Origin of the sequence: Saccharopolyspora griseoalba, assembly GCF_042665275.1 — a bacterium.
GTDB classification, from domain to species: domain Bacteria; phylum Actinomycetota; class Actinomycetes; order Mycobacteriales; family Pseudonocardiaceae; genus Saccharopolyspora; species Saccharopolyspora griseoalba.
On sequence record NZ_JBHTCJ010000001.1, the window covers coordinates 598438 to 620855 of the forward strand.

General features: G+C 70.3%; 23 protein-coding genes. 12 read left to right on the top strand and 11 right to left on the bottom strand.

The annotated features are described in order from the left end of the window. The first annotated feature begins 11 nt into the window (after positions 1-11). Together ACFQRI_RS02775 and ACFQRI_RS02780 are read left to right on the top strand one after the other, a co-directional pair. Complete coding sequence (locus ACFQRI_RS02775; RefSeq protein ID WP_380664022.1) at positions 12-1232, top strand: styrene monooxygenase/indole monooxygenase family protein; 1221 nt, start codon at positions 12-14, stop codon at positions 1230-1232. A gap of 45 nt (positions 1233-1277) precedes the next feature. Next, positions 1278-2207 (top strand): carbon-nitrogen hydrolase family protein, encoded by a 930-nt coding sequence (locus ACFQRI_RS02780; protein ID WP_380664024.1) that lies wholly within the window; start codon positions 1278-1280, stop codon positions 2205-2207. 151 nt (positions 2208-2358) lie between these two features. On the opposite strand, the gene ACFQRI_RS02785 is transcribed toward ACFQRI_RS02780, so the two are convergent. Next, positions 2359-3897 carry a YfcC family protein gene (locus ACFQRI_RS02785; RefSeq protein WP_380664026.1) on the bottom strand — a complete coding sequence of 513 codons (1539 nt, stop codon included), beginning with the start codon at positions 3895-3897 and terminating at the stop codon, positions 2359-2361. 221 nt (positions 3898-4118) lie between these two features. On the opposite strand from ACFQRI_RS02785, the gene ACFQRI_RS02790 reads away from it, so the two are divergent. After that, positions 4119-5234 carry a coiled-coil domain-containing protein gene (locus ACFQRI_RS02790; RefSeq protein WP_380664028.1) on the top strand — a complete coding sequence of 372 codons (1116 nt, stop codon included), beginning with the start codon at positions 4119-4121 and terminating at the stop codon, positions 5232-5234. A gap of 138 nt (positions 5235-5372) precedes the next feature. Here the strand turns inward: ACFQRI_RS02790 and ACFQRI_RS02795 are convergent, their stop codons facing one another. Together ACFQRI_RS02795 and ACFQRI_RS02800 are read right to left on the bottom strand one after the other, a co-directional pair. Then, positions 5373-6359 carry a malate dehydrogenase gene (locus ACFQRI_RS02795; protein ID WP_380664030.1) on the bottom strand — a complete coding sequence of 329 codons (987 nt, stop codon included), beginning with the start codon at positions 6357-6359 and terminating at the stop codon, positions 5373-5375. A 148-nt stretch (positions 6360-6507) separates the two neighbouring features. Next, entirely contained in the window at positions 6508-7281 is a 774-nt protein-coding gene (locus ACFQRI_RS02800) for an SDR family oxidoreductase (protein ID WP_380664032.1), read from the bottom strand. A 300-nt stretch (positions 7282-7581) separates the two neighbouring features. Here ACFQRI_RS02800 and trpS point away from each other — a divergent pair, with 300 nt between their 5' ends. Beyond that, positions 7582-8646, top strand: a complete 1065-nt coding sequence (trpS, locus tag ACFQRI_RS02805) for a tryptophan--tRNA ligase (RefSeq protein WP_380664034.1) — start codon at positions 7582-7584, stop codon at positions 8644-8646. Here the strand turns inward: trpS and ACFQRI_RS02810 are convergent. Beyond that, positions 8628-9194 carry an ASCH domain-containing protein gene (locus ACFQRI_RS02810; RefSeq protein WP_380664036.1) on the bottom strand — a complete coding sequence of 189 codons (567 nt, stop codon included), beginning with the start codon at positions 9192-9194 and terminating at the stop codon, positions 8628-8630. The two genes, trpS and ACFQRI_RS02810, sit on opposite strands and share 19 nt — an antisense overlap. 120 nt (positions 9195-9314) lie before the next feature. On the opposite strand from ACFQRI_RS02810, the gene ACFQRI_RS02815 reads away from it, so the two are divergent. The 4 genes from ACFQRI_RS02815 to ACFQRI_RS02830 all read left to right on the top strand — a co-directional run bounded on the left by ACFQRI_RS02815 (position 9315) and on the right by ACFQRI_RS02830 (position 12691). Then, complete coding sequence (locus ACFQRI_RS02815; protein ID WP_380664038.1) at positions 9315-10037, top strand: 3-keto-5-aminohexanoate cleavage protein; 723 nt, start codon at positions 9315-9317, stop codon at positions 10035-10037. Between the two features lie 73 nt (positions 10038-10110). Next, positions 10111-10434 (top strand): putative quinol monooxygenase, encoded by a 324-nt coding sequence (locus tag ACFQRI_RS02820; protein WP_380664040.1) that lies wholly within the window; start codon positions 10111-10113, stop codon positions 10432-10434. Positions 10435-10653: 219 nt separating this feature from the next. Next, positions 10654-11682 (top strand): DUF2278 family protein, encoded by a 1029-nt coding sequence (locus tag ACFQRI_RS02825; RefSeq protein WP_380664042.1) that lies wholly within the window; start codon positions 10654-10656, stop codon positions 11680-11682. A gap of 244 nt (positions 11683-11926) precedes the next feature. After that, positions 11927-12691: a class I SAM-dependent DNA methyltransferase gene (locus ACFQRI_RS02830; protein ID WP_380664044.1), complete on the top strand. Its 765-nt coding sequence runs from the start codon at positions 11927-11929 to the stop codon at positions 12689-12691. 73 nt (positions 12692-12764) lie between these two features. Here the strand turns inward: ACFQRI_RS02830 and ACFQRI_RS02835 are convergent, their stop codons facing one another. The 3 genes from ACFQRI_RS02835 to ACFQRI_RS02845 all read right to left on the bottom strand — a co-directional run bounded on the left by ACFQRI_RS02835 (position 12765) and on the right by ACFQRI_RS02845 (position 14278). After that, positions 12765-13052, bottom strand: a complete 288-nt coding sequence (locus tag ACFQRI_RS02835) for a DoxX family protein (RefSeq protein ID WP_380664046.1) — start codon at positions 13050-13052, stop codon at positions 12765-12767. A gap of 159 nt (positions 13053-13211) precedes the next feature. Then, positions 13212-13745: a dihydrofolate reductase family protein gene (locus tag ACFQRI_RS02840; protein ID WP_380664048.1), complete on the bottom strand. Its 534-nt coding sequence runs from the start codon at positions 13743-13745 to the stop codon at positions 13212-13214. Between the two features lie 92 nt (positions 13746-13837). Continuing rightward, complete coding sequence (locus ACFQRI_RS02845; protein ID WP_380664050.1) at positions 13838-14278, bottom strand: VOC family protein; 441 nt, start codon at positions 14276-14278, stop codon at positions 13838-13840. Positions 14279-14546: 268 nt separating this feature from the next. Here ACFQRI_RS02845 and ACFQRI_RS02850 point away from each other — a divergent pair, with 268 nt between their 5' ends. The 3 genes from ACFQRI_RS02850 to ACFQRI_RS02860 all read left to right on the top strand — a co-directional run bounded on the left by ACFQRI_RS02850 (position 14547) and on the right by ACFQRI_RS02860 (position 15513). Next, complete coding sequence (locus ACFQRI_RS02850) at positions 14547-14726, top strand: hypothetical protein (RefSeq protein ID WP_380664052.1); 180 nt, start codon at positions 14547-14549, stop codon at positions 14724-14726. A 74-nt stretch (positions 14727-14800) separates the two neighbouring features. Continuing rightward, entirely contained in the window at positions 14801-14974 is a 174-nt protein-coding gene (locus ACFQRI_RS02855) for a hypothetical protein (RefSeq protein WP_380664054.1), read from the top strand. Further along, positions 14962-15513 carry a P-loop nucleotide/nucleoside kinase family protein gene (locus tag ACFQRI_RS02860; protein ID WP_380664056.1) on the top strand — a complete coding sequence of 184 codons (552 nt, stop codon included), beginning with the start codon at positions 14962-14964 and terminating at the stop codon, positions 15511-15513. The genes ACFQRI_RS02855 and ACFQRI_RS02860 overlap by 13 nt, the downstream gene beginning before the upstream one ends. A gap of 1052 nt (positions 15514-16565) precedes the next feature. Here ACFQRI_RS02860 and ACFQRI_RS02865 read toward each other — a convergent pair. From ACFQRI_RS02865 to ACFQRI_RS02875, 3 genes are all read right to left on the bottom strand, one after another. Beyond that, positions 16566-17465 carry a LysR family transcriptional regulator gene (locus tag ACFQRI_RS02865; protein WP_380664058.1) on the bottom strand — a complete coding sequence of 300 codons (900 nt, stop codon included), beginning with the start codon at positions 17463-17465 and terminating at the stop codon, positions 16566-16568. A 67-nt stretch (positions 17466-17532) separates the two neighbouring features. Beyond that, on the bottom strand, positions 17533-18369 hold the full coding sequence (gene fdhD, locus ACFQRI_RS02870; protein WP_380664060.1) for a formate dehydrogenase accessory sulfurtransferase FdhD: 837 nt from the start codon (positions 18367-18369) through the stop codon (positions 17533-17535). 28 nt (positions 18370-18397) lie between these two features. After that, positions 18398-20686, bottom strand: coding sequence for an FdhF/YdeP family oxidoreductase (locus ACFQRI_RS02875; RefSeq protein ID WP_380664062.1), 2289 nt, complete (start codon positions 20684-20686; stop codon positions 18398-18400). Positions 20687-21089: 403 nt separating this feature from the next. Between ACFQRI_RS02875 and ACFQRI_RS02880 the strand changes: the two genes are divergently transcribed. Beyond that, positions 21090-21437, top strand: coding sequence for a hypothetical protein (locus tag ACFQRI_RS02880; RefSeq protein WP_380664064.1), 348 nt, complete (start codon positions 21090-21092; stop codon positions 21435-21437). A gap of 25 nt (positions 21438-21462) precedes the next feature. Here ACFQRI_RS02880 and ACFQRI_RS02885 read toward each other — a convergent pair whose 3' ends face one another. After that, positions 21463-22350 (bottom strand): universal stress protein, encoded by an 888-nt coding sequence (locus ACFQRI_RS02885; protein ID WP_380664066.1) that lies wholly within the window; start codon positions 22348-22350, stop codon positions 21463-21465. Between the last annotated feature and the right edge of the window lie 68 nt (positions 22351-22418).

Sequence of the window (22418 nt, forward strand, 5' to 3'; positions counted from 1 at the left end):
GAAGGGCTGGCATGGACGGCATCGGCATCATCGGCGCGGGCGTGGCCGGACTGCACCTGGGGTTGCTGCTGCGGCGCAACGACATCCCCACCACCCTCTACAGCGACCGCACCCCCGAGCAGCTGGGTTCGGGCCGATTACCCGCCGCGGTGGCCCACCACAACACCACCGTGACCCGCGAACGCGCCCTGGGCGTGGAGCACTGGAGCGCCCAGGACTACGGCTACGCGGTGCACCACCACTACGTCGGCGGCCCGCTGCAGGCCCGCTTCACCGGCGGGCTCGGCGCACCCTCGCGGGCGGTGGACTACCGCCTGTACCTGCCGCGGCTGCTGCAGGACTTCACAGCCGCCGGGGGAGAGCTGCGCATCCGCAGCATCGGGCCGGGCGAGCTCGACGAACTCGCCGCGCGCCACGACCTGGTCGTGGCCGCCACCGGCCGGGGCGGCCTGGGCGGCCTGTTCGAACCGATCGCCGAGAAGTCCCCGTACACCAGCCCGCAGCGCAAGCTCTGCGCCGGGCTCTACACCGGCGTGGCCCCCGCCGAACCGAAGGGAGTGACCTTGAGCATCGCCCCCGGCGACGGCGAGCTCATCGAAATCCCGATGTACTCCTTCGCCGGGCACGTCACCGCCCTGTTCTTCGAAGCCGTTCCCGGCGGGGCCTTCGAAGCCCTGGCCCAGGCCGACCACGACGCCGACCCGCGGGGATTTCGCACCCAGGTGCTGCACCTGCTGCGCGAGCACCACCCCAGCGTCTACGAACGCGTCGACCCCGCCACCTTCGGGCTCACCGATCCGCTGGACCTGGTGCAGGGCGCGATCACCCCGCGCATCAGCGCCGACCACATCACCCTCGAAAGCGGCCGCCCGATCGTCGCCGTCGGCGACGTGCACGCCCTGGTCGACCCGGTGGTGGGCCAAGGCGCCAACTGCGCCTCCTACTCCGCCTGGCAGCTGGGCCGCACCATCCTCGACGACCCGCACTTCGACGAGCACTTCTGCGACAAGGTCGCCCAACGCCGCCGACGACGGGTGCAGGCCACCACCGACTGGACCAACCTGATGCTGGCCGTGCCGCCACCACCGCACCTGCTGGAACTGATCACCGCCATGAGCCGCGACCCCGCGGTGGCCGACGTGTTCACCTCCAACTTCAACTACCCGGAACGCCAGTGGGACATCCTGGCCACCCCGCAGCGCACCCGCGCCTTCCTGGCCCGCACGAGCTGACGATCCGGGCTGCACCCCGGCCGCCGGATGCGGCAGGCTGCGGCCATGAGCGCGTTGCGGTTGGCGACCTGCCAGTTCCCGACCACCGCCGACATCGCCGCTAACCTCGCCTGGGTGCGCCACCAGCTCACCCAGGCCGCCGAGGCCGGCGCGCACCTGGTGCACTTCGGCGAAGCCGCCCTGTCGGGCTACGCCGGCACCGACTTCGCCGGCTTCGACGGCTACGACTGGACCCACCTGCGCCGCGCCACCGAGCAGGTCATGGCCACCGCCGCCGAGCTCGGGGTGTGGGTGGTGCTGGGCACCGCGCACCCGCTGGCCGACGGCCTCAAACCCCACAACAGCCTGCACGTCGTCGACGATCGCGGCCAGCTGCGCGAGCGCTACGACAAGCGCTTCTGCTCGGGCGACCCGCAGACCACCACCGGCGACCTGGCCCACTACACGCCCGGCGACCACACCTGCACCTGGCAGGTGCGCGGCGTGACCTGCAGCGCGCTGATCTGCTACGACTACCGGTTCCCGGAGCTGCACCGCGACCTGGCCCGCCGCGGCGCGCAGCTGCTGCTGCACTCGTTCCACACCGGCGGCGTCCCCGCGGCGCGCCTGCGCGAGATCACCGCGGGCATCGGCGCGCAGCAGGCCGCGCACAACCCGGCGGCCAGCACCTTGACCTACCCGGCGGTGACCATGCCCGCGGCCATGACCGCGGTGGCCGCCAGCGACCACGTGCGGGTCTCGGCGGCCAACTCGTGCGCGCCCGAGTCGCTGTGGCCGGCCTTCGCGGTGCGCGCCGACGGCATCACCACCGGCAGGCTGGTCCGCAACGTTCCCGGCGTGCTGATCACCGAGGTCGACACCACCGAGGACCTCTACGACGCGACGGCGCACTGGCGCCGCCGCGCGCTCGAGGGCACCTGGCACAGCGGCACCACCACCGACCACCCGCGCTCGCGCGAGCGCACCCGGCTGTGAGCCGATCCGGCGACGCAGCACAGGGGACGCGTAATGCCCGGCCAGGCCCAGCGGTCGTGCGGACCGGGGGAGAGCTCCGCGAGGTCGGAATCCCGGAGGGAGGCCTCCCGGTCCGCACGACCGGCTCGTCGTGTTCCCTCCACCCCCGGGGTCAGCCGGTCCAGAGGGTGGTTTGGGCGTAGATGGTCACCCCGATGGCGATGGCGACCCAGATCGCGAACAGGGGGAAGAAGAAGCGGACCCATTTGCCCCACTGAACCCCGGCCAGGGCCAGCGTGGCCATGAAGTAGCCGGAGGTCGGATACAGGATGTTGCCGAGGCCGTCGCCGAGTTGGTAGGCCAGCACCGCGGTTTGGCGGGTCACGTCGAGCACATCGGACAGCGGGGCCATGATGGGCATGGTCACCAGGGCTTGACCGCTGCCCGAGGGAACGAGGAAGTTGAACCCGAGCTGGGCCAGGAACATGCCCACCGCCGAGAGGACGACGGGAAAGCCGCCCACGACGTCGCCGAGCGCGTGCACGATGGTGTCCATGATCTGGCCCTCTTCGAACACGACCGCTACGGCGCGGGCCACGCCGACGATCATCGCGCCGACCAGCACCTGGCTGAGGCCCTTGTTGAAGGCTTCGCAGATCTGTGTTCCGCTGAGACCGGCGATCAGGCCGGCGACGATACCGATGACGATGAACAGCCCGGACATCTCGACCATGAACCAGCCCTGGGTGAGCACTCCCCAGACGAGCACGCCGAACAGGGCGAGCGTGGCCAGGCCGGCAGCGGCCTGCCGCCGCGTGAAGGTCAGCGGGCTCTCCGACAGGGAGTGCCGGTAGAGCCGCTGCTTCTCGATCTCCTCGGGTTCTGCGTGCACCAGACTCCGCTCGGGGCTGAGCCGGACCTTCGAGGCGTAGCGCATGACGTGGGCGATGGCCGCACCCACCAGCAGGACCAGCACGACCAGCCGCAGGGGGATTCCCGAGAACACCGGTACGCCGGCGATCTTCTGGCCGAGGCCGGTGTTGATCGGGTTGAGCACTCCTGCGGTGAACCCGGCAGAGGTCGCGCACAGCGCCACGGCCGCCGCGGTGACCGAGTCGAATCCCAACGAGATCATCAGCGGCAGGATCACCGGCACGTAGACCAAGGACAGTTCCTGCGTGCCGATGAGGCTGGCGATGACGGCGAACAGCACCATGAGCACGGGCACGACCAGGATGCTGCGCTTGGCGAATCTCCTGGTCAGCTTGTCCACCGCGGTTTCGATGATTCCGGTTTCCCGGATCACCATGAACATGCCGCCGATGATGAAGGTGAAGAACACGACTTCGGCGGCGGCGATGAAGCCGTTGGGAATGGCCATCACGAACCCGAGCGGACCCACCGGTTCCGATTCGACGATGCGGAAGGAATCGGGGTCGATGGCGGTCTTGCCGTCGGGGCCCGCAACGCGGTCGTAGCGTCCTGCCGGGATGAAGTGGGTGGTGATGGCCGCGATCGCGCTGAAGGCGAAGAGAATGATGTAGATGTGCGGCATCCGGAACGTTCTCTTCGCGGGGCGGGATGTTGCGGCCGACGAGTCGCTTTCCATCTGCACGGCCGGGCCCTTCTGCGACTGCTGATTTTGTCGTGATGCGGAAGTATACGACCGCAATGCGAAGAGAAGTGTGAACTCGATCTCGGCGCGAGTCAAGACAGCAAAATCCGAAGATGATTCACTCGGGTTGGCTTCGCGGAAAACACGCGCAGGGCGCACACGATTGCGGTGTGCGGCTCCTCGCCCCGACCGGACTGCGATGCACCCGGGACGGCATCGACCCCAGCCGCAGACTCCACCGCCCGCCGACGCGCACGGGGCGCGAGCCGCGTGGTTGATCACCGCCGCGGTCAGGGGTGTTGGTAGCGTTTCGCGCCGTGGCCCAGCAGGCAGAGCACAGCGAGACCAAGGCCGACGGCAGCTGCCGGTTTCCCGGGTGCGACCGGCCCGTGGAACGCCGCAGCGGACCCGGGCGGCCACCGGAGTACTGCGACCTGCCCGAGCACACCCGCTGGCGCGCCTGGAAGCAGCGCCAGCGCCAGCAAGCCGCCGAACAGGTCCCCGAGGCCCCCACCCAGTCGGCGGCCGAGTTCGACGGGGCGCGGCTGCGCGCCGAGGAGCTGCTGCGCCAGTACCGGCTGCTGTCCGAACAGCTCACCCGCAACCTGCGCTCCGGGCTGGCCGAGCTGGCCACCATCGCCGACCCCTCGGCGGCCGAGGCCCAGATCCAGGCCGCCCAAGCCGAAGCCGCCCACCGCATCGCCCAGGCCGAGCAGGCCCTGGCCACCGCCCAGTCGCAGCGCCGCGAGGCCGAGCAGGCCCGCCAGGAAGCCGAGCAGGCCACCGAGGACGCCATCGCCAGCGCCGAGCAGGCCCGCACCGAGTCGACCGAGGCCCGCCAGCAGGCCGAGCAGGCCCACGAGGACGCCGAGCAAGCCCGCCAGCAGGCCACCGCCGATGTCGAGGCCGCCCGCAACGAAGCCGAGGTCGCCACCCAGGCCGCCCACCGCGACGCCCAGCAGCAGATCGACCAGGCCCGCGACGACGCCCGGGCCCAGGTCGAGCAGGCCCGCCAGGAAGCCGAGCAGGCCACCGCCCGCGCGGCCGAGGAGCTCGAGGCCGCCAAGCAGCAGGCCCGCCACGAGGTCGACCAGGCCCGATCCGAGGCCCAGCAGGCCCTCGAGCGCGCCGCGCGCGCCGAGGCCGCCGAACAGGCCGCCCGCTCGCAGCTCGACGAGAACTCCCGCGCGCTGCGCTCCGCGCGCACCGAGATCGAACGCCACCGCGGCGAGCTCGACGAGCTGCGCCGCGGGAACGCCGACGAGCTCCAGCGGGTGCGCGCCGAGGCCGCCGAGCGCCTGCAGGCCGAACGCGAGTCGTTCACCCAGCGCCTCGAAGCCCTCGCCGACGCGCGCGACCAGGCCCGCGCCCGCGCCGAACGCGCCGAGCGCCAGCTCGACACCCGCACCACCGACCAGCAACCCGGCAGCTGAAACCCCCATTCAGCGCGAGCCGCGTTCTCGGACCACGCGGTCGCGCGCACGCTGGCGGGCCTGCTGACGCAAAAACAGGGGGGCGCGAACCCGCGGGTTCGCGCCCCCCTTCGCCAAGCGGTGCCGGCTGTGCCGGGCTCAGACCAGGCCGAGCTTGCGCACCGTGTCGCGCTCCTCGACCAGCTCGGCCACCGAGGCGTCGATGCGCTCGCGGGAGAACTCGTCGATCTCCAGGCCCTGCACGATCTCGAACTTGCCGTCCTTGGCGGTCACCGGGAACGACGAGATCAGACCCTCCGGCACGCCGTAGGAGCCGTCCGAGGGGATCGCCGCCGAGGTCCAGTCGCCCTCCGGGGTGCCGTTTACCCAGGTGTGCACGTGGTCGATGGCGGCGTTGGCCGCCGAGGCCGCCGACGAGGCGCCCCGCGCCTCGATGATGGCCGCACCGCGCTTGGCCACCGTCGGGATGAACTCGTCGGCCAGCCAGGACTGCTCGACCTGCTCGGCAGCGATCTTGCCGCCCACCTCGGCGTGGAACAGGTCCGGGTACTGGGTGGCCGAGTGGTTGCCCCAGATGGTCAGCTTGCGGATGTCGTTGACCGACGCGCCCAGCTTCTGCGCCAGCTGGGTCAGCGCCCGGTTGTGGTCCAGGCGGGTCATCGCGGTGAACCGCTCGGCCGGCACGTCCGGGGCGTGCGCCTGGGCGATCAGCGCGTTGGTGTTGGCCGGGTTGCCCACCACCAGCACGCGCACGTCGTCGGCGGCACCGGCGTTGATGGCCTCACCCTGCGGCTTGAAGATGCCACCGTTGGCCTCCAGCAGATCACCGCGCTCCATGCCCTTGCCGCGCGGGCGCGCACCCACCAGCAGACCGACGTTGGTGCCCTCGAAGGCGGTGCGGGCGTCGTCGGTGATGTCGATGCTCTCCAGCAGCGGGAAGGCGCAGTCGTCGAGCTCCATCGCGGTGCCCTCGGCGGCCTTGAGCCCCTGCGGGATCTCCAGCAGACGCAGCTTGATCGGGGTCTCGGCGTCGATGAGCTGCCCGGAGGCGATCCGGAACAGCAACGCGTAGCCGATCTGACCGGCCGCACCGGTGACGGTCACGGTGACGGGAGCTTTGGTCATGAGGTTCGTTCTCCTGCTCGCCGGGTGAACAAGTTGGCTTTCCCGGATGCTATCCCCAGCACCGCCGGGCGGTGACGCGCCCGCCACGGATCACAGTGGACCACCTCCGGGACCGATTCAGCCCGCCGAGAGCCACACCACAGCACCGCTAGCGCAGACCGCTGCCACCGGTGGCCCGCAGCATCTGCCCGGTCAACCAACGCGCCTGGTGCGAGGCCAGGAACACCACGACATCGGCGACGTCCTCGGGCCCACCGGCCCGCCCCAGCGGGCTCTGCTCGGCCAAGCGCTGCTCGGCCTCGCGCCGCAGCCACCCGGTCTGCACCACACCGGAGGCCACCAGGTTGGCCGTGATGCCCGCCGGACCGAGCTCGGCGGCGGCCGAACGCGTCAACGACTCCAGGGCGCCGGTGGTGGCCCGCAGCGAAACCGCCGGGGCGCCACCGCAGCCGGGCTCGGCGGCGATCGTGATGACCCGCCCCCAGTCGTCCCGGCGCGCCAGGTGCCTGCGGTGGAACTCGGCGATCAGCAGCGCCGGCGCGCGCGTGTTGACCGCGTAGTGGGCATCCAGGCCCTCGGCCGCCAGCGCCACCGAACCGCGACCCGGCGACCCGGCGAAGGTGTCGGGGTCGTGGTGGGCGGCGTTGTTGACCAGGATCTGCACCGCACCGACCTGCTGCTCGGCCACCTCGAAGACCTGCTCGGCCGCACCCGGATCGGCCAGGTCGACCGCCACCGACTGCACCGTGGCCCCATCGGCCCGCAACGAAGCGGCCACGTGATCACCAGCGGCGGGGGAGCGCACCAGCAGCAGCCGCACGTCGTGCCGGGCCAGCCCGCGGGCCACCGCCGCCCCCACGCCGAGGGCGCTGTCGGCACCGGTGACCACCGCGACACGACCCCGCAGCCGCGGATCGATCATGACAACACCGACCTCCCCGACACCGCCGAACACCACGCGTGATCATCGCTCACCCGCACCACCGCGCCCACCGCGGGCGTGGCCGAATTCGCTTCCGCCCCACCGCGGCCACCGGCTAGCCTCCCGCACGTGCGCACGTGCCCGCGGTCTGCCTGGTGGCGCTCCTGACCGGAGCGGCCACCCGACCTGCACGCACACCCGACACCCGCGGGGCCGCTCGAAGGGCCCCGCACGCTGGCACGCGCACGCTCCCCGGAAACCGGGGCGGGGCCCGGCCCCATCCCGACCCGAGGAGCAACCGTGCCCAGCACCATCGACCTCACCCCGGCCCAGCAGCGCAGCCGCGACCTCGAAGCCCGCATCGCCACCGACCCCCACCAGTTCCGCGTGCTCACCGGCGACCGCCCCACCGGAGCGCTGCACCTGGGCCACTACTTCGGCACCCTGGCCAACCGCGTGCGCCTGCAACGCCGAGGCGTGCCCCTGCTCGTGGTCATCGCCGACTACCAGGTGCTCACCGACCGCGACACCGCCGCGCACCTCGACGACCACGTCCTCGGGCTCATCGCCGACCACCTCGCCGCCGGCCTGGACCCCCGCTCGGCCACGATGTTCACCCACAGCGCCGTGGCCGCCCTCAACCAGCTGCTGCTGCCGTTCCTGAGCCTGATCTCGCTGCCCGAACTGCAGCGCAACCCCACCGTCAAGGACGAGATCGCGCACAGCGGGCGAACCGCGGTCTCCGGGCTGATGTTCACCTACCCCGCCCACCAGGCCGCCGACATCCTGTTCTGCAAGGCCAACCTCGTACCCGTGGGCCAAGACCAGCTCCCGCACCTGGAACTGACCCGCACCATCGCCCGCCGCTTCAACGACCGCTACGCCCCGCTGCTGCCCGAACCCGACGCCCTGCTGTCGGCCGCGCCGCTGCTGCTGGGCACCGACGGCACCAAGATGAGCAAATCCCGCGGCAACGCCATCACCCTGCGCGCCACCGCCGACGAAACCGCCCGGCTGCTGCGCGGCGCCAAGACCGACTCGCAACGCCGCATCACCTACCAGCCCGAGACCCGCCCCGAGGTCGCCAGCCTGCTGCGCCTGGCCTCGCTGTGCACCGGCACCGACCCGCACGTCCTGGCCGAGCAGATCGGCGACGGCGGGGCCCGCGAGCTCAAGCGCCTGACCACCGAAGCGGTCAACGAACACCTCGGCCCGCTGCGCGCCGCCCGCGCCACCTACGCCGCCGACCCCGCCGGGCTGCGCCAGGTGCTCACCGAGGGCAACCAGCGCGCCAACGAGATCGCCGAGACCACCCTCGAGGAGATCCGCGCGGCCATGGGCACCAGCTACCGGCCCCGAACGTAGGCCACGCCCAAGCCCGTCAGGCGCATCCCGGCGGCCACCGACTCCACCAGACCGAGCTCGCGCAACCGCCACAGCTGGCTCTTGCACCGCGACACCGGCCGCTGGTGCTGGGCAGCCAGCTCCGCGGCGCGCACCGGGCCCGCCGACAGCCGTCCCAGCAGGTCGGCCGTCCACGGCCCGCGCGGCGAATCGGCGTCCAACCGGGCCAGCCGCGCCTCGATCACCCGCCGCCGCCCGTCGTCGAGCACCACCGGCTCGGGCGGCGGCGGCTCACCCGGCCCCGCCGGCACCAACCGCAACCGGAACACCGGGCCGGTGCCGTGCTTGGCCAGCGAGGAGCGCAACCCCGCAGCGCTGTTGAACCCCGCGCACCGAGCCTGCTCATCACTCACCCGACCGGGGTCGACTTCGGTCACCTCGGTGATGCCCACAAGACCGGCCACCGTGCGCACCCGATCCCCGGGCTCGGCCGGCCGCCGAGGAGCGCGCCGGTAGGCCTCGGTGACCTCCCCGGCGGCCACGGCACGCGCAACGCGATCGCTGAACACACCCCAACGCTAATACCCGCGGCATCCGCAAGGCCCTGACCGGGTCAAAAGCACCAACAGATGATCACGATCCGAGGTCGCCAACTACCCCGCACCGGCCACGCGGGGCAGAATCGACCCATGCTGCAGGTCTGCCTCAACGGTGCCCGCTCCCCGCGGGAGCACTTCCACCTCCCGGTCCGGCCGGAAGACCTCGCCAAGGCCGCCACCGCGGCCGTGGCCGCAGGCGCCACCGACATCCACCTGCACCCCAAGACCCCCGACGGCGCCGACAGCACCGACCCCCACCCGGTGGCCGCCGCCCTGCGCGCCGTGCGAGCCGCCGTGCCCGGCACCCCCGTGGGCATCCCCACCGCGACCTGGAGCACCCCCGACACCAGCAGCCGCGTGCGCGACATCCGCGCCTGGACCGTGCTGCCCGAACACGCCACCGTCGACTGGCACGAACCCGGCGCCGACGAGATCGCCGCCGCCCTGCTGCAACGCGGCATCGCCGTGGACGCCGGCATCCACTCCGGCACCGACGGCGAACGCCACCTCGCCCGCTCACCCCACCGCAACCGCATCACCCGCATGCTCGCCAAGGTCACCGACCCCACCACCAGCGGCGCAGCAGCCACCGCCGAAGCCCTCCTCGACCGGCTCCACCCCGCCCGCGCACCCATCCTGCTGCACGGCGAAGCAGGCGGCGCCTGGCCCGTCCTGGCCGTTGCCGCACGCCGCGGCTTCGCCGCCCGCATCGGCCTGGAGGACACCCTGCTGCTGCCCGACGGGCGCGTCGCCGAGGACAACGCCGAACTCGTCACCGCCGCCAAGCACCTCCTGTCCGGCCGAACGCGCTGAACCCGCCCCCGGGCACCAACCCGCTCCACATAGGATGGTCGGCGACGCCAAGCAGCCCGAGAGGGGAGCAGCGATGATCTTCATCACCGTGAAGTTCCGCATCAAACCGGAATCCGCCGAGCAGTGGCCCCAGATCGCCGCCTCGTTCACCAACGCCACCCGCAGCGAACCCGGCTGCCTGTGGTTCGACTGGTCCCGCAGCCTCGAAGACCCCAACGAGTACGTGCTCGTCGAGGCCTTCCGCGACGGCGAGGCCGGCGCCGCCCACGTCAACTCCGACCACTTCAAGCAGGCCCAGCGCGACCTGCCCCCGCACCTGGCCGAAACCCCGCGGGTCATCAACACCACCGTCGACCAGGACGACTGGTCCCGCCTCGGCGAAATGGCCGTCGACTGAGACGACGCCGGCCAAAAGAGGGAGGGGTCGCCAGCACACCCGCTGGCAACCCCTCCCTCTTTTCTCGCCCGCCCACCGCGCGTCGTCGAACCGCCGGCCGCGCGCAGATGACCGGACACCGACGCGCCAGCAAAATGATCACCAACCGCTTGCCGCCGAACGTCCCAAACCACGACTGTGTTCAGCGCAATCAACACGCACCCACAACGGGGGACGACCATGCCGCTGAACTCCTACGGAGTGCTCACCGCCCGCATCACCGACACCCGCCGCGAAGACGGCCAGGACACACCCCACTACCAGGTCCAGCTCACCACCAACGACGGCACCCACTACCGCGCGGCCATCAACGTCCAATCCGCCGAAGAACCCTCCGACCTGCTCTACTTCGCCGCCGACAACTTCCAGCACCCGCTGACCGCCGAGCTGCCCGAACCCGGCACCGGCTGGCACGACCTCCCCACCCGCCCCGGCGGCGCCAACCTCGACTACATCCGCGCCAACATCGTCGAGCGCACCCAGATGCGCCCCGTGCCCACCGAAGCCGACGGCCCCAACAACGACCTCGCCGACTTCCTCGACCACTACATCCGCCGCGCCCAGCAGGACCCCACCGCCCACGCCTACGTCTTCGGCGAACCCTGGGGCCCCGAGGACACCCCCGACAAGATCTTCGGGTTCCAACCCGGAAACGGCGTGCACAACGTCCACATGAACCAGGGCAACAGCGACAAGTACGCCCAGGACGACGGCGTCTGGCAGGACGGCGGCCTGCTGCTGCACTTCGCCGGCGAGAACCGCTGGGTCGCCATCTTCCTGGCCTTCCAGAGCCAGTCCTGGCACACCGACGACGAAACCGGCCACGCCCTGCCCGACCAGCCCCCGCAGCAGCCCGGACAACCCCAGCCCGAACCCGCCCCCGCAGCCGACCCGCTGCGCATCCTCGCCGCCCTGGCCAACCCCATCGGCGGGGGAGACGAACCCGAAACCATCACCATCATCAACACCGCCGCCACCCCCACCGACCTCACCGGCTGGAAGCTCGCCGACGCCCAGAAGAACACCATGCCGCTGCCCCAGCAGGACCTCCCCGCCGGAGCCACCCTGCAGATCCCGGTCACCGCCGACGTCCAGCTCGGCAACGACGGCGGCGCCCTCACCCTGCTCGACCCCCGAGGCCGCAAGACCCACGGCGTCACCTACACCGCCGAACACGCCCGCGCCGAAGGCACCACCATCGTCTTCTGAACGACCCCACCGACCGGAAAAAGGGGGAGGGGCGACCACGAACGAGCGGGGGCCGGCAGGTGCGCCGGCCCCCGCTGGCCCGCGACCTCGACACCAGCACAACGCGGTCACCCAGCGGCCCGAACGACGAACCCACGCGACGCGACACCCGCAAACAGCAGGGGAGCGGTGCCCGACAACAGGCCCCGACCCCACCCGGAAAACCAGCTGAGAACGGTCGGCGACCGACGTACCGTCCACTCCCATGACCACGAGCGCGGACGACCCCGCAGACGGCTGGTTCCCCGAAAGCATCGCCTCCGACTACGACAACCCCGGCGGCGCCAACACGCCCGAAACCATCACCCCCGCCGTCGACCTCCTCGCCGAGCTCGCCGACGGCCCCGCCCTCGAATTCGCCATCGGCACCGGCCGCATCGCGGCACCGCTGGCCACCCGCGGCATCCCCGTCAGCGGCATCGAACTCAGCCGCGCCATGGCCGCCCGCATCAGCAGCAAACCCGGCGGGGAAACCATCGACGTCACCATCGGCGACATGACCACCACCCGAGTGCCCGGCACCTTCTCCCTGGTCTACCTCGTGTTCAACACGATCAACAACGTCACCACCCAGCACGGCCAGGTCGAGGTCTTCCGCAACGCCGCCGCGCACCTCCGACCCGGCGGCCACTTCCTCATCGAAGTCGGCGTCCCCGACCTGCGCCACCTGCCACCCGGCCAGAACACCGTCCCGTTCCACCTCGAAACCAGCGGCGACGACCACCGATACGCCGGATTCGACCACTACGACGTCGTCACCCAGCAGTTCACCTCGAACCACATCACCGTCACACCCGACGGACGCGGCGAATTCCGCAGCATCCCCTTCCGCTACGCCTGGCCCGCCGAACTCGACCTCATGGCACGCATCGCCGGAATGACGCTCACCCACCGCTGGGCCGACTGGAACCGCACCCGATTCACCGAAGACAGCACCCAGCACATCTCGATCTGGCGCACCACCACCTGACCCACCGCACCACCCCCGAGCGATCACCCGATCTCTGCGACCAGCCCGAACTCGAACCTGCCGACCTGCGACCTCACCACGAGCACACCAACGCACCCACCGACGCCGCGAAGAACACCGCCCACCCACGCACATCCCAGTTGCGCGCCCGCACGTGCACCACCAACCCCGCCGCGGCCACCACACCCACCACCGGCACCACCAAACCGGTCACCAACCCCACCGCCCCAGCACCCAACACCACCCCCAACGGCCGAACCCACCACCGGGAAACACCATTGCGATTCGCCTCGCGCAGCGGATACCGCCAACCCGCCAGATCCGCCACCGACGCAACCGCGCACAACAGCGCCGCCACCACGACCACACCTGCGCACCACACAACCGACCCCCATCACCGGACGACCGAATCCACCCCGAACGACGAACCCGCGGCCGCTCATGTGACGCCGGGCAGCCACCGACCAGACCCGACGGCAGGGGAGCGGGGCACCCTAGCGACGCGCGCAGTGCGCGATGATCACGCCCTTGCCGGTCGTGACGCTCCTGGTGAGCTCGAACTCGGCCGCGGCGCAGGCCCCTCGAACAACCGCCTGCCCGAGCCCAGCGTCACCGGGCGGATCAGGAACGTTAAGCGGTCGATCAGCCCAACCGCGTGCAAGCCGCGCACCAGCGACGCGCTGCCGTTGATCGACAGATCCCTTCCCGGCGGCGCCGTCAGCTCGGCCACGGTCTCGACCGCCTCACCGGCGAGCAGCACCGAGTCCTGCCACGAACCCACGTCGGGAGACGGCCTCGACACGACGTACTTGGTCGCCGCGTTCATCCGCGCGCTGAACGGGTTGCCGTCCCGCGCTCGGCCCCACACCTCGCGGAAGTCCTCCCGGGTGCTGCGGCCGAACAGCAGGTCGCCCGACCGGGCCATGACCTCGTCGTCGTACCGCAAACCCCAACCACCGTGCGCGAAACCACCGCGGGTGTCCTCGTCGGCCCGACCGAGCCCCTGCACGACACCATCGAGCGTGACGAACACCGTCGCCGTGATCGAACGCACCGTCGACCTCCTTCTCGCCGTCCGCCGCACGTGCAGATCCGGCGAGGGCGCAGAACTCATCGCCGCCAGCGGTTCGGTCGGTCACCGCCAGGTCACCCGAGCTCCTCGGCCAGCCCGATCATGATTCCCTCCGGACCCCGCACGTAGCACAGCAGGTAGACGTCCTCGAAGCGCACCACCTCGCCGACGAGCTCGGCACCGCGCGCGCGAAGCCGGGGGAGGACCTCGTCGAGATCGTCCACGGCGAACATGAGCCTGCGGATCCCCAAGGCGTTCACCGGCGCATCCGCGGGTTCCGACCGGATCGGCGCAGGCGAGTGGAACGTCGTCAGCTCCAGCCGGCCGTTCCCGTTCGGGACGCGCATCATCGCGATCTCCGAGCGGGCGCCATCGATGCCGATCACGCGGTCCGCCCACCGCCCCTCGATCGCCGTGCGCCCTTCGAGCTCCATGCCCAGCTCCACGAAGAACTCGATGGCCGCGTCGATGTCCTCGACGACGACGAGCACGTTGTCCATCCGCTTCAGCGCCATGCCCGGCACCCTAGGCCGCGAACACCCACCCCGCTGGCCGGTCGGCCACAGGGCTCCTGGCCACGATGGTCCTCGCACCCCAGCGACACCCGGTGCACGACCAACACGAACCTACTGTCAGTGATCACATCCGCTGACCCGGGCGAACCGTTCGCCGTTCAAGGTGACCATTAGTCGAAGAGCACTACCAGTTAGTCACGCCGAGCAGTCATTATCAGGCTGCAACCCTCAATCGGGGTACCTAGCTGAGCCCGAGGAGGAACCGCTCATGGTCGAGATCACCACCCGGGGACCCAGGCACAAGGTGAAGGTGTCGTGGTGGGACAGCCACGCGAAAACCCTCTGCGGCGAGAAGTTCGAACACCGCGCCTTCGAGGCACACTGGATCATCGGTGACACCAACTGCCGCGAGTGCCGCGAGGCCCACCGAGCGGGCAAGCGCCTCTAGCCGACCCCCAGCCCACCTGGCCCCGGCTGAGCCCGGGCCGGGTGGGGTAGCGGCGGGGTACTTACGATGCGCGAATGGCCGATCTGTTCGTGCGGGACGACTTCGACGCCGCGGTTGCACGAGCCGACCTCGTGGACGTGCTCAGCTTCGCCACCTCGGTGACCGTCGCGGGCGGAGGCGGGATGGAGGACCACGAGCTCGTCCGCGTGTCGGAGACCGCGAACGGGGGCGCGCCATGGCACGACTGATCCACCTCAACGGGCCCTCGCGCGTGGGGAAGTCGACGCTCGCCCGCCGCTACGCCGACGGCCATCCCGGCACGCTCGTGCTCGATCTGGACGTGCTCACCGGGCTGATCGGCGGGTGGCAGGAGAACTTCCCCGCTGCGCTGGAAACGGCGCGAGACCACGGGCGGGCGCTGGCCACGCGCCACCTGCGCGCCGGATGCGACGTCATCTTCCCGCAACTGGTGACGGTTCACGACCGCCAACCGGACCCGGCCCTCGAATCAGCATCTCGCGCAGCAGGCGCCGCATTCGTCGAGGTCGCCCTCGTCGTCGACGACCGCGAGCACAGGCAACGCCTGCGGGGCAAGCACCCCACCAGCGAAGTGGAGGTGCGAATCCAAGCCGCGCTGGAGGACCCCGATTCCGACTTGATCGAACGAATCCTGGGTCACCTGGACGAGTACTTGACCCGGCGTCCCGGTGCGGTCCGGATCGACACGACAGGCCTGGGGGAGGACGCGACGTACCGATGCCTCCTCAACGCGCTCGACGCGACCTAGCCGATGGTTCGAACAGCCTTCGTCGTTCGCGCCCGCGCTGGTGCGTGGACGCTCGGGCGCGAGGTGATCCGCCGAGCAGCGCTGAACGGTTCGGCATGCCACTTCAGAAGTCAGCGCACAGCTCGGCTGGCCATCGGCGTTCGGTTCACCCCAGCACGGATCGTTGCGGCCAACAGCGGACCGCCGTGCGCGGATCGATCGAGGCAGAGGGGATGGCCGCTTGGCCGTCTCATTCCGCCCGCAAACCATTAACTTAACATAATGTACATTATCGGATTTCAGCGCACTTCGGCGCAGCTGCACGAGAGTGGTTGTCAGCTGGGCGCATCGGGCATCGCGCGCACGCTGCAGAGGCCTGCGCGCGGACGGGTCGAAGGTGTGGCGTCGGCGGGCGCTCGGGTGACGGTTGGCGGGTCCGGTCCGCGCACGCGACCACCCGCTGGGTGCGCGCAGACCGGCGATGCCGGCGACGTCTCGCGCTGGGCCGTCTCGTTCGCCGTGCGGGCGCTCATTCCCGAAGTCGACCCTCTAGCCCCTGCTGCTCACCTCCGGGGCCACACCGCTGTTAACGTCACTGTGACGGATTGGGGTTGGTCGATCTGGACCTGGAACGCAGTGCGACGCGAGGCGTTCGCGATCTTGATCAACGACTCGGCGATGCCCGCTGCGGGCGTTGCGCGCTGCCTTCTGTCGAACTGCGGCGCGCGCAGCGGAGTTGTTCCGCAGCGCGTGTGTGCGGCGTGGTTGCTCGCTGGTCGTCCGTCAGGCGGCGAGGCGCGAGACATCGGTCAAGTCCCCTCGCCCCCGGCCGCCCCTGACCGCTTCCCCAGGTCCAAGTTTCGTGGATAACGTACATTATCCATCATTTTGATGATCTCCCTCCGAGATCAACTTCGCGAGCTGGCACCAGGACACCGCGGCCGCGACCCGTCGCAACGCCCGGAGACTCCTCGCCCATCGCTGGCGCCCAGCCACCGCGGTTCGCCGCTCCCCTCGATGCCCTCGGCCCTCCCGGGCGGCCACCTCTCCCCTGTGCCCGGGGCTCGCGGGCTTCAGGCGCTGCCCCGTCCGGGCCAGGCGTTCTCGGCGGTCCGCTCGAACGCTCGCACGAGCACCGGGCGGGGTTCGGCCGCGCTGGTGACCAGGGCGATCGAGGCCGTCATCGACGGTTCCAGGCGCAGCACGCGCGTGCCTTCCGGCGGACGCAGCACCTGGATCCACGCCCGGGGCACGATGCTCGCCCACCGGCCGGTCCCCACGTGCGCGAGCAGGGACACGAACGAGTCCGTCTCGAGCCGGGGCGTGATCGCCAGCTCGCGCGCGGCCATCGCGTCGTCGATGAGCTGCCTGCCGCGCATTCCCCCGTCCAGCAGGCACATCGGCAGTTCGAGCACGTCGGGCCAGCTGACCGTCTCGGCGTAACCCGCGAGCAGCTCGGCGTTGCCGACCAGGACGTGCTCCTCCTCGTAGAGCGGGGTGACCGCGATGTCCTCCAGGTCCTGGTCGCTGGAGTAGATCACGCCCGCGTCGAGTTCGAAGCGCCGGATGCGTTCGACGATCTCCGCCGAGCGCAGGCTCGTTTCCAGCTGGATGGTCACCAGCGGGTGCTCGGTGCAGAACGGGTCGGTCAGCAGGGCCACGGTGCCCGAGGCCGCCGGGATCACGCCGAGGCGGAGCCGGCCGGCGAGGCCGGTTTGCAGCGCGGTGACCTCGTGCTTGAGGCTGTCGTGCTCGGCCAGGATTCGCCTGGCCCACAGCACGAGCCGCTCCCCCTCCGAGGTCAGGCCCTCGAAGGTGTGCCCGCGGCGGACCAGCGGAACGCCGAGCTCCTGCTCCAGCTTGCGAATGGCTTCGGACAGCGCGGGTTGGGAGACGTGGCAGGCGCTGGCGGCGCGTGCGAAGTGGCGTTCCCGAGCGAGCGCGACGAAGTACTCGAGCTGGCGAAACTGCATGGCCCATTCGACCACACGATCGCTGCTGGTGGCGGTGGGGACTTCGCGGTCGAGCGGGCCGGGCTGCTCACGCGGCTGCGCGCGGGCTCAGCCGCTGCGCTGCGGTGTAGACGTTCATGGAGTCGCCGCGCAGGAAGCCGATCAGGGTGAGGCCGGCGTCGGCGGCGAGTTCGGCGGCCAGCGAAGAGGGGGCTGACACGGCTGCCAGGGCGGGGATGCCGGCCATGATGGCCTTCTGGACGAGTTCGAAGGAGGCCCGTCCGCTGACCATGAGGATGGTCTGGCGCAGCGGTAGCCGGTCGTCGCGCAGCGCCTGGCCGATGACCTTGTCCACGGCGTTGTGCCGTCCCACGTCCTCGCGCGCGCTGATGAGGTGGCCTTCGGGGGTGAACAGCGCGGCGGCGTGCAGGCCTCCGGTGCTGTCGAACATCCGCTGCGCGTCGCGCAGTTGTTCGGGCAGCGTGGGCAGGATCTGCGGGTCGATGTGCAGCGGGTCGTCGGCCACCGGCCAGGTGGTCGTGGTGCGCACGGCGTCGAGGCTGGCTTTGCCGCACACGCCGCAGGAGGAGGTGGTGTAGAAGTTGCGCTCGGGTGATGCCTCGGGTGCGGTGATGCCGGGGGCCAGTGCGAGGTCGACGACGTTGTAGGTGTTGGTGCCGTCCTCGGCGGTGCCCGCGCAGTAGCGGATGGTGCTGAGGTCGGTCGGGGCGTGCAGCACTCCCTCGCCGACCAGGAATCCGGTGGCGAGGTCGAAGTCGTGGCCGGGGGTGCGCATGGTGACCGTCAGGGGGCGCCCGTCGAGGCGGATTTCCATGGGTTCTTCGGCGGCGAGGGTGTCGGGGCGCCGGGTGTGGTTGTCGCCGCGGATGCGCAGCACCGGTCGGCGCACCGTGGCACGTCCCATGGTGGTCCTCCCTGGCGGGGTGTCGGGGTCAGTTCTGGGTGGTCGGTTCCAGGCGCACGATGATGCCCTTCGAGGTGGGTGTGTTGCTGACGTCGGCGACGCTGTCGAGCGGGACCAGCACGTTGGTCTCCGGGTAGTAGGCGGCTGCTGAGCCGCGGGCTGTCGGGTAGGCGACGGCGCGGAAGCCGGGTGCTCGGCGTTCGACGCCGTCGTGCCAGATGCTGACCAGGTCGACCTGGTCGCGGTCGGTGAAGCCGAGGTCGTGGAGGTCGTCGGGGTTGACCAGGACGATGCGGCGGGCGTTGTGGATGCCGCGGTAGCGGTCGTCCATCGCGTAGGGGATGGTGTTCCACTGGTCGTGGGAGCGCAGGGATTGCAGGATCAGGTGGCCTTCGGGGGGTTCGAGCATTTCGAAGGCGTTGGAGCTGAACACCGCTTTGCCGCTGGGGGTGCGGAATTCGCCGCGGTTGACGGGGTTGGGCAGCGCGAATCCGGCGGGGTCGGCCACTCGGTGGTTGAAGTCCTGGAAGTCGGGGACGACGCGGGAGATCCGGTCGCGGATGGTGTCGTAGTCGGTCTCGAACTGCTCCCACGGGATGTCGGGTTGGTCGCCGAGGGTGCGGCGGGCGAGGCGGGAGAGGATCGCGACTTCGCTGAGCAGGTGGTCGGAGGCTGGTTCGAGGCGGCCGCGGGAGGCGTGGACCATGCTCATGGAGTCTTCGACGGTGACGAACTGCTCGATGCCGTTCTGCACGTCGCGGTCGCTGCGGCCGAGGGTGGGCAGGATGAGGGCGGTTTCGCCGCAGACGGTGTGGGAGCGGTTGAGCTTGGTGGAGATGTGGGCGGTGAGCTTGCACTGGCGCATCGCCTTCTCGGTGATGTCGCTGTCGGGGGTGGCGCGGACGAAGTTGCCCGCCACGCCGAGGAAGAGGCGCGCGCGGCCGTCGAGCATGGCGCGGATGGAGTCCACGGAGTCCCAGCCGTGTTCGCGCGGTGGGTTGAAGTCGAATTCGCGTTGCAGTGCGTCGAGGAAGGTTTGCGGCATGCGTTCCCAGATGCCCATGGTTCGGTCGCCCTGGACGTTGCTGTGTCCGCGCACGGGGCACACGCCTGCGCCGGGTTTGCCGATGTTGCCGCGGAGCATGAGGAAGTTGACGATTTCGCGGATGGTGGCGACGCCGTGCTTCTGCTGGGTGAGTCCCATGGCCCAGCAGGCGATGACGCTGTTGCTGGCCAGCACGCGGTCGCGGACTCGTTCGATTTCCTCGCGGGTGAGTCCGGTCGCGGCGTGGACCTGGTCCCAGGACAGCTGTCGGGCTTGGCGGGCGAACTCGTCGAAGCCGGTGGTGTGCTGCTGGATGAACTGGTGGTCGAGCACGGTGCCGGGTGCGGCGTCTTCGGCTTCGAGCAGCAGCAGGTTGAGGGCTTTGAACAGGGCGAGGTCGCCGCCGGGGCGGATTTGCAGGAATTGGTCGGCGATGGCGGTGCCGCGGCCGAGGACGCCGCGGATCTTCTGGGGGTTTTTGAACCGCATCAGGCCGGCTTCGGGCAGCGGGTTGATCGCGACGACTTCGCCGCCGTTGGCCTTAGTCTTCTCCAGGGCGGAGAGCATCCGGGGGTGGTTGGTGCCGGGGTTCTGGCCGATGACGAAGATCAGGTCGGAGTGGTGCAGGTCGTCGAGGCTGACGCTGCCCTTGCCGATGCCGAGGGTTTCCTGCATGGCCGAGCCGCTGGACTCGTGGCACATGTTGCTGCAGTCGGGCAGGTTGTTGGTGCCGTAGGCGCGGGCGAACAGCTGCAGCAGGAAGGCGGCTTCGTTGCTGAGCCGGCCTGAGGTGTAGAAGAGGGCTTCGTCGGGCGAGTCGAGCTCGCGCAGTTGCCCGGCGATGAGGTCGAGGGCGTCGTCCCAGCTGATCGGCTCGTAGAAGTCCGAGTCGGAGCGCTTGATCATGGGTTCGGTCAGGCGGCCTTGCTGGTTGAGCCAGCGGTCGGACTTCTGGTCGAGTTCGGTCACGGAGTGCTGGCGGAAGAAGTCCCGGGTGATGCGGTGCGAGGTGGCCTCGTCGTTGACGTGCTTGGCACCGTTCTCGCAGTACTCGTTCATCGGCCGGTGCTTGGGGTCGGGGTCTGGCCAAGCGCAGCCGGGGCAGTCGATGCCGTTGCCCTGGTTGAGGTTGAACAGGGTCAGGGCGGTGCGGCGCGGTGAGGTTTGGGTGAGCGAGTACTGCAGCGCGTGGGCCACGGCGGGCAGGCCGGTGGCCCATTTCTTCGGTGGGGTTACCGAGAGGTCGTCTGCCGGGTCTTGCGTTCCGGTCATGGTGTGGCCAGTCCCCTGTTCTCGCGCGTTCGTCGGTGCGTCGCGGTGGATGGCGAATCGCAGCGTTGGTCAGCTTTGGTCGCCGTTGGGGTGAAGTCAAAGAGCTGTGGCCTATGGGTTGATAGGCGTTGCTTTCCAACGGGTGCGCGGTTGCGGGTTCGGCGCGTGTTTTCCCTGGTGAGGGCGTCGACCGGGGGTGAGGTGTGGTGGTGTTGGCGGGCTCGGTGTGCCCAGGATCACTGATCGGTGTTGTTGTGGAATGCGTTGGGTTCGTCGCGGGGATTGTTCGGGCGGAATTGTCGGGGAATGGGGTTCGGGCGTGGGTCTGCTGCGTTCGGTGGACGGGCGTTTGCGGGTCGTCGATCTTCGGGTAGGGCCGCGGGCGGGGAAAGGAGTTTCTGCGATGACTTCGTTGTTGGTTTTCCTGCTCTCCGGTGCGTTGCTGGTGGTCGTGGACGGTCACTTGTTGCGGCGCAGCGGGACGGCTTACTTGCGCGAGCTCGGGGAGAACGCGGGGCCGATGAATCAGCTGGTCACGGTGGTGTTTCACCTGGGTGCGCTGGGGTTGGTGGCGTTGCTGGCCGTGGTGCCGATGGATCTGGGCAGTGCGCCGGAGACGTTGGTGGGCCGGATCGGGGTGCTGCTGCTGGTGCTGGCGGTGGCGCACGCGGTGACCACGGCGGTGTTGGGGCGCGTTCGCGCTCGTCACGAGTCGGAGGTGCTCAGCGCGGAGGTGGCGCGGCGCGGTTGAGCGGCGGTGGTGCTGGCCGGGGTCGTCAGGTGGTGTGGGCGGGCAGGATCGCCACGGGGCAGTTGGCCTGGTTGACCACGGCGTGGCTGACCGATCCGAGCAGGGTTCGGCGCACCGGGCCGCGTCCGTGGCTGCCGATGACCAGCAGGGCTGCGCCTTCGGCGTGTTCGAGCAGGGCGTGTGCGGGTTGGTCGGCGCCGACTGCGTGCTGGAGCTGGACGTCCGGGTAGTGCTGGCTCCATTCGGTGAGCCATTCGGTGAGCAGTTCTCGGGCGTGGTCGCGGGATCGGTTGCGGCGTTCGTCGTCGCCGGCGTGGAAGGGGTTGAACGTCGAGTCGCTCCAGGCGTGCACGCCGATGAGGGGGCGGTTGTGGCGGGAGGCGTGTTCGAAGGCGAAGCCGATGGCGTGGTCGCTGACGGTGGAGCCGTCGATGCCCACGACCACGGGTGCTTGGGCGGGTGCGTCGGGTTCGCCGCGGATGACGGCGATGGGGGCTTTGGCGCGGCGGGCGATGACTTCGGCGGCGGTGATGCCCAGCTGGTCGGTGCGGGATCCGACGAGGGGGCCGCCGAGGACCATGAGCTGGGCGTCGCTGGCCAGTTCGCTGAGGACGTCGGCGGCGTCGCCGAAGGGGATGCGCTTGTCGATGTCGAGGTCGGTGTCGATCTCCCGGCAGGTTTGCTCCAGGGCGTCGAGTTCTCGGCTGATGGTGCTGCGCAGCGTGTCGAGGAGGTGGTCCTGGTCGGGCAGCCGCATCGGGATGGAGTGTTCGAAGGGGCGTGCCAGGACGTGCACCAGGGATAGCGGTGCGGCTCGGCTGGAGGCTTCCTGCGCGGCCCAGCGGACCGCGGTGCGGGAGGCTTCGGATCCGTCGAAGCCGGCCATGACCGGTTGGCTGGTGTTGTTGGCCATGCGGATCACCTCGGTGGGGCGTGCGCGGCGTCGGCACCCCGGGTGTACCCGCTGCGGGGTGCGGGTCA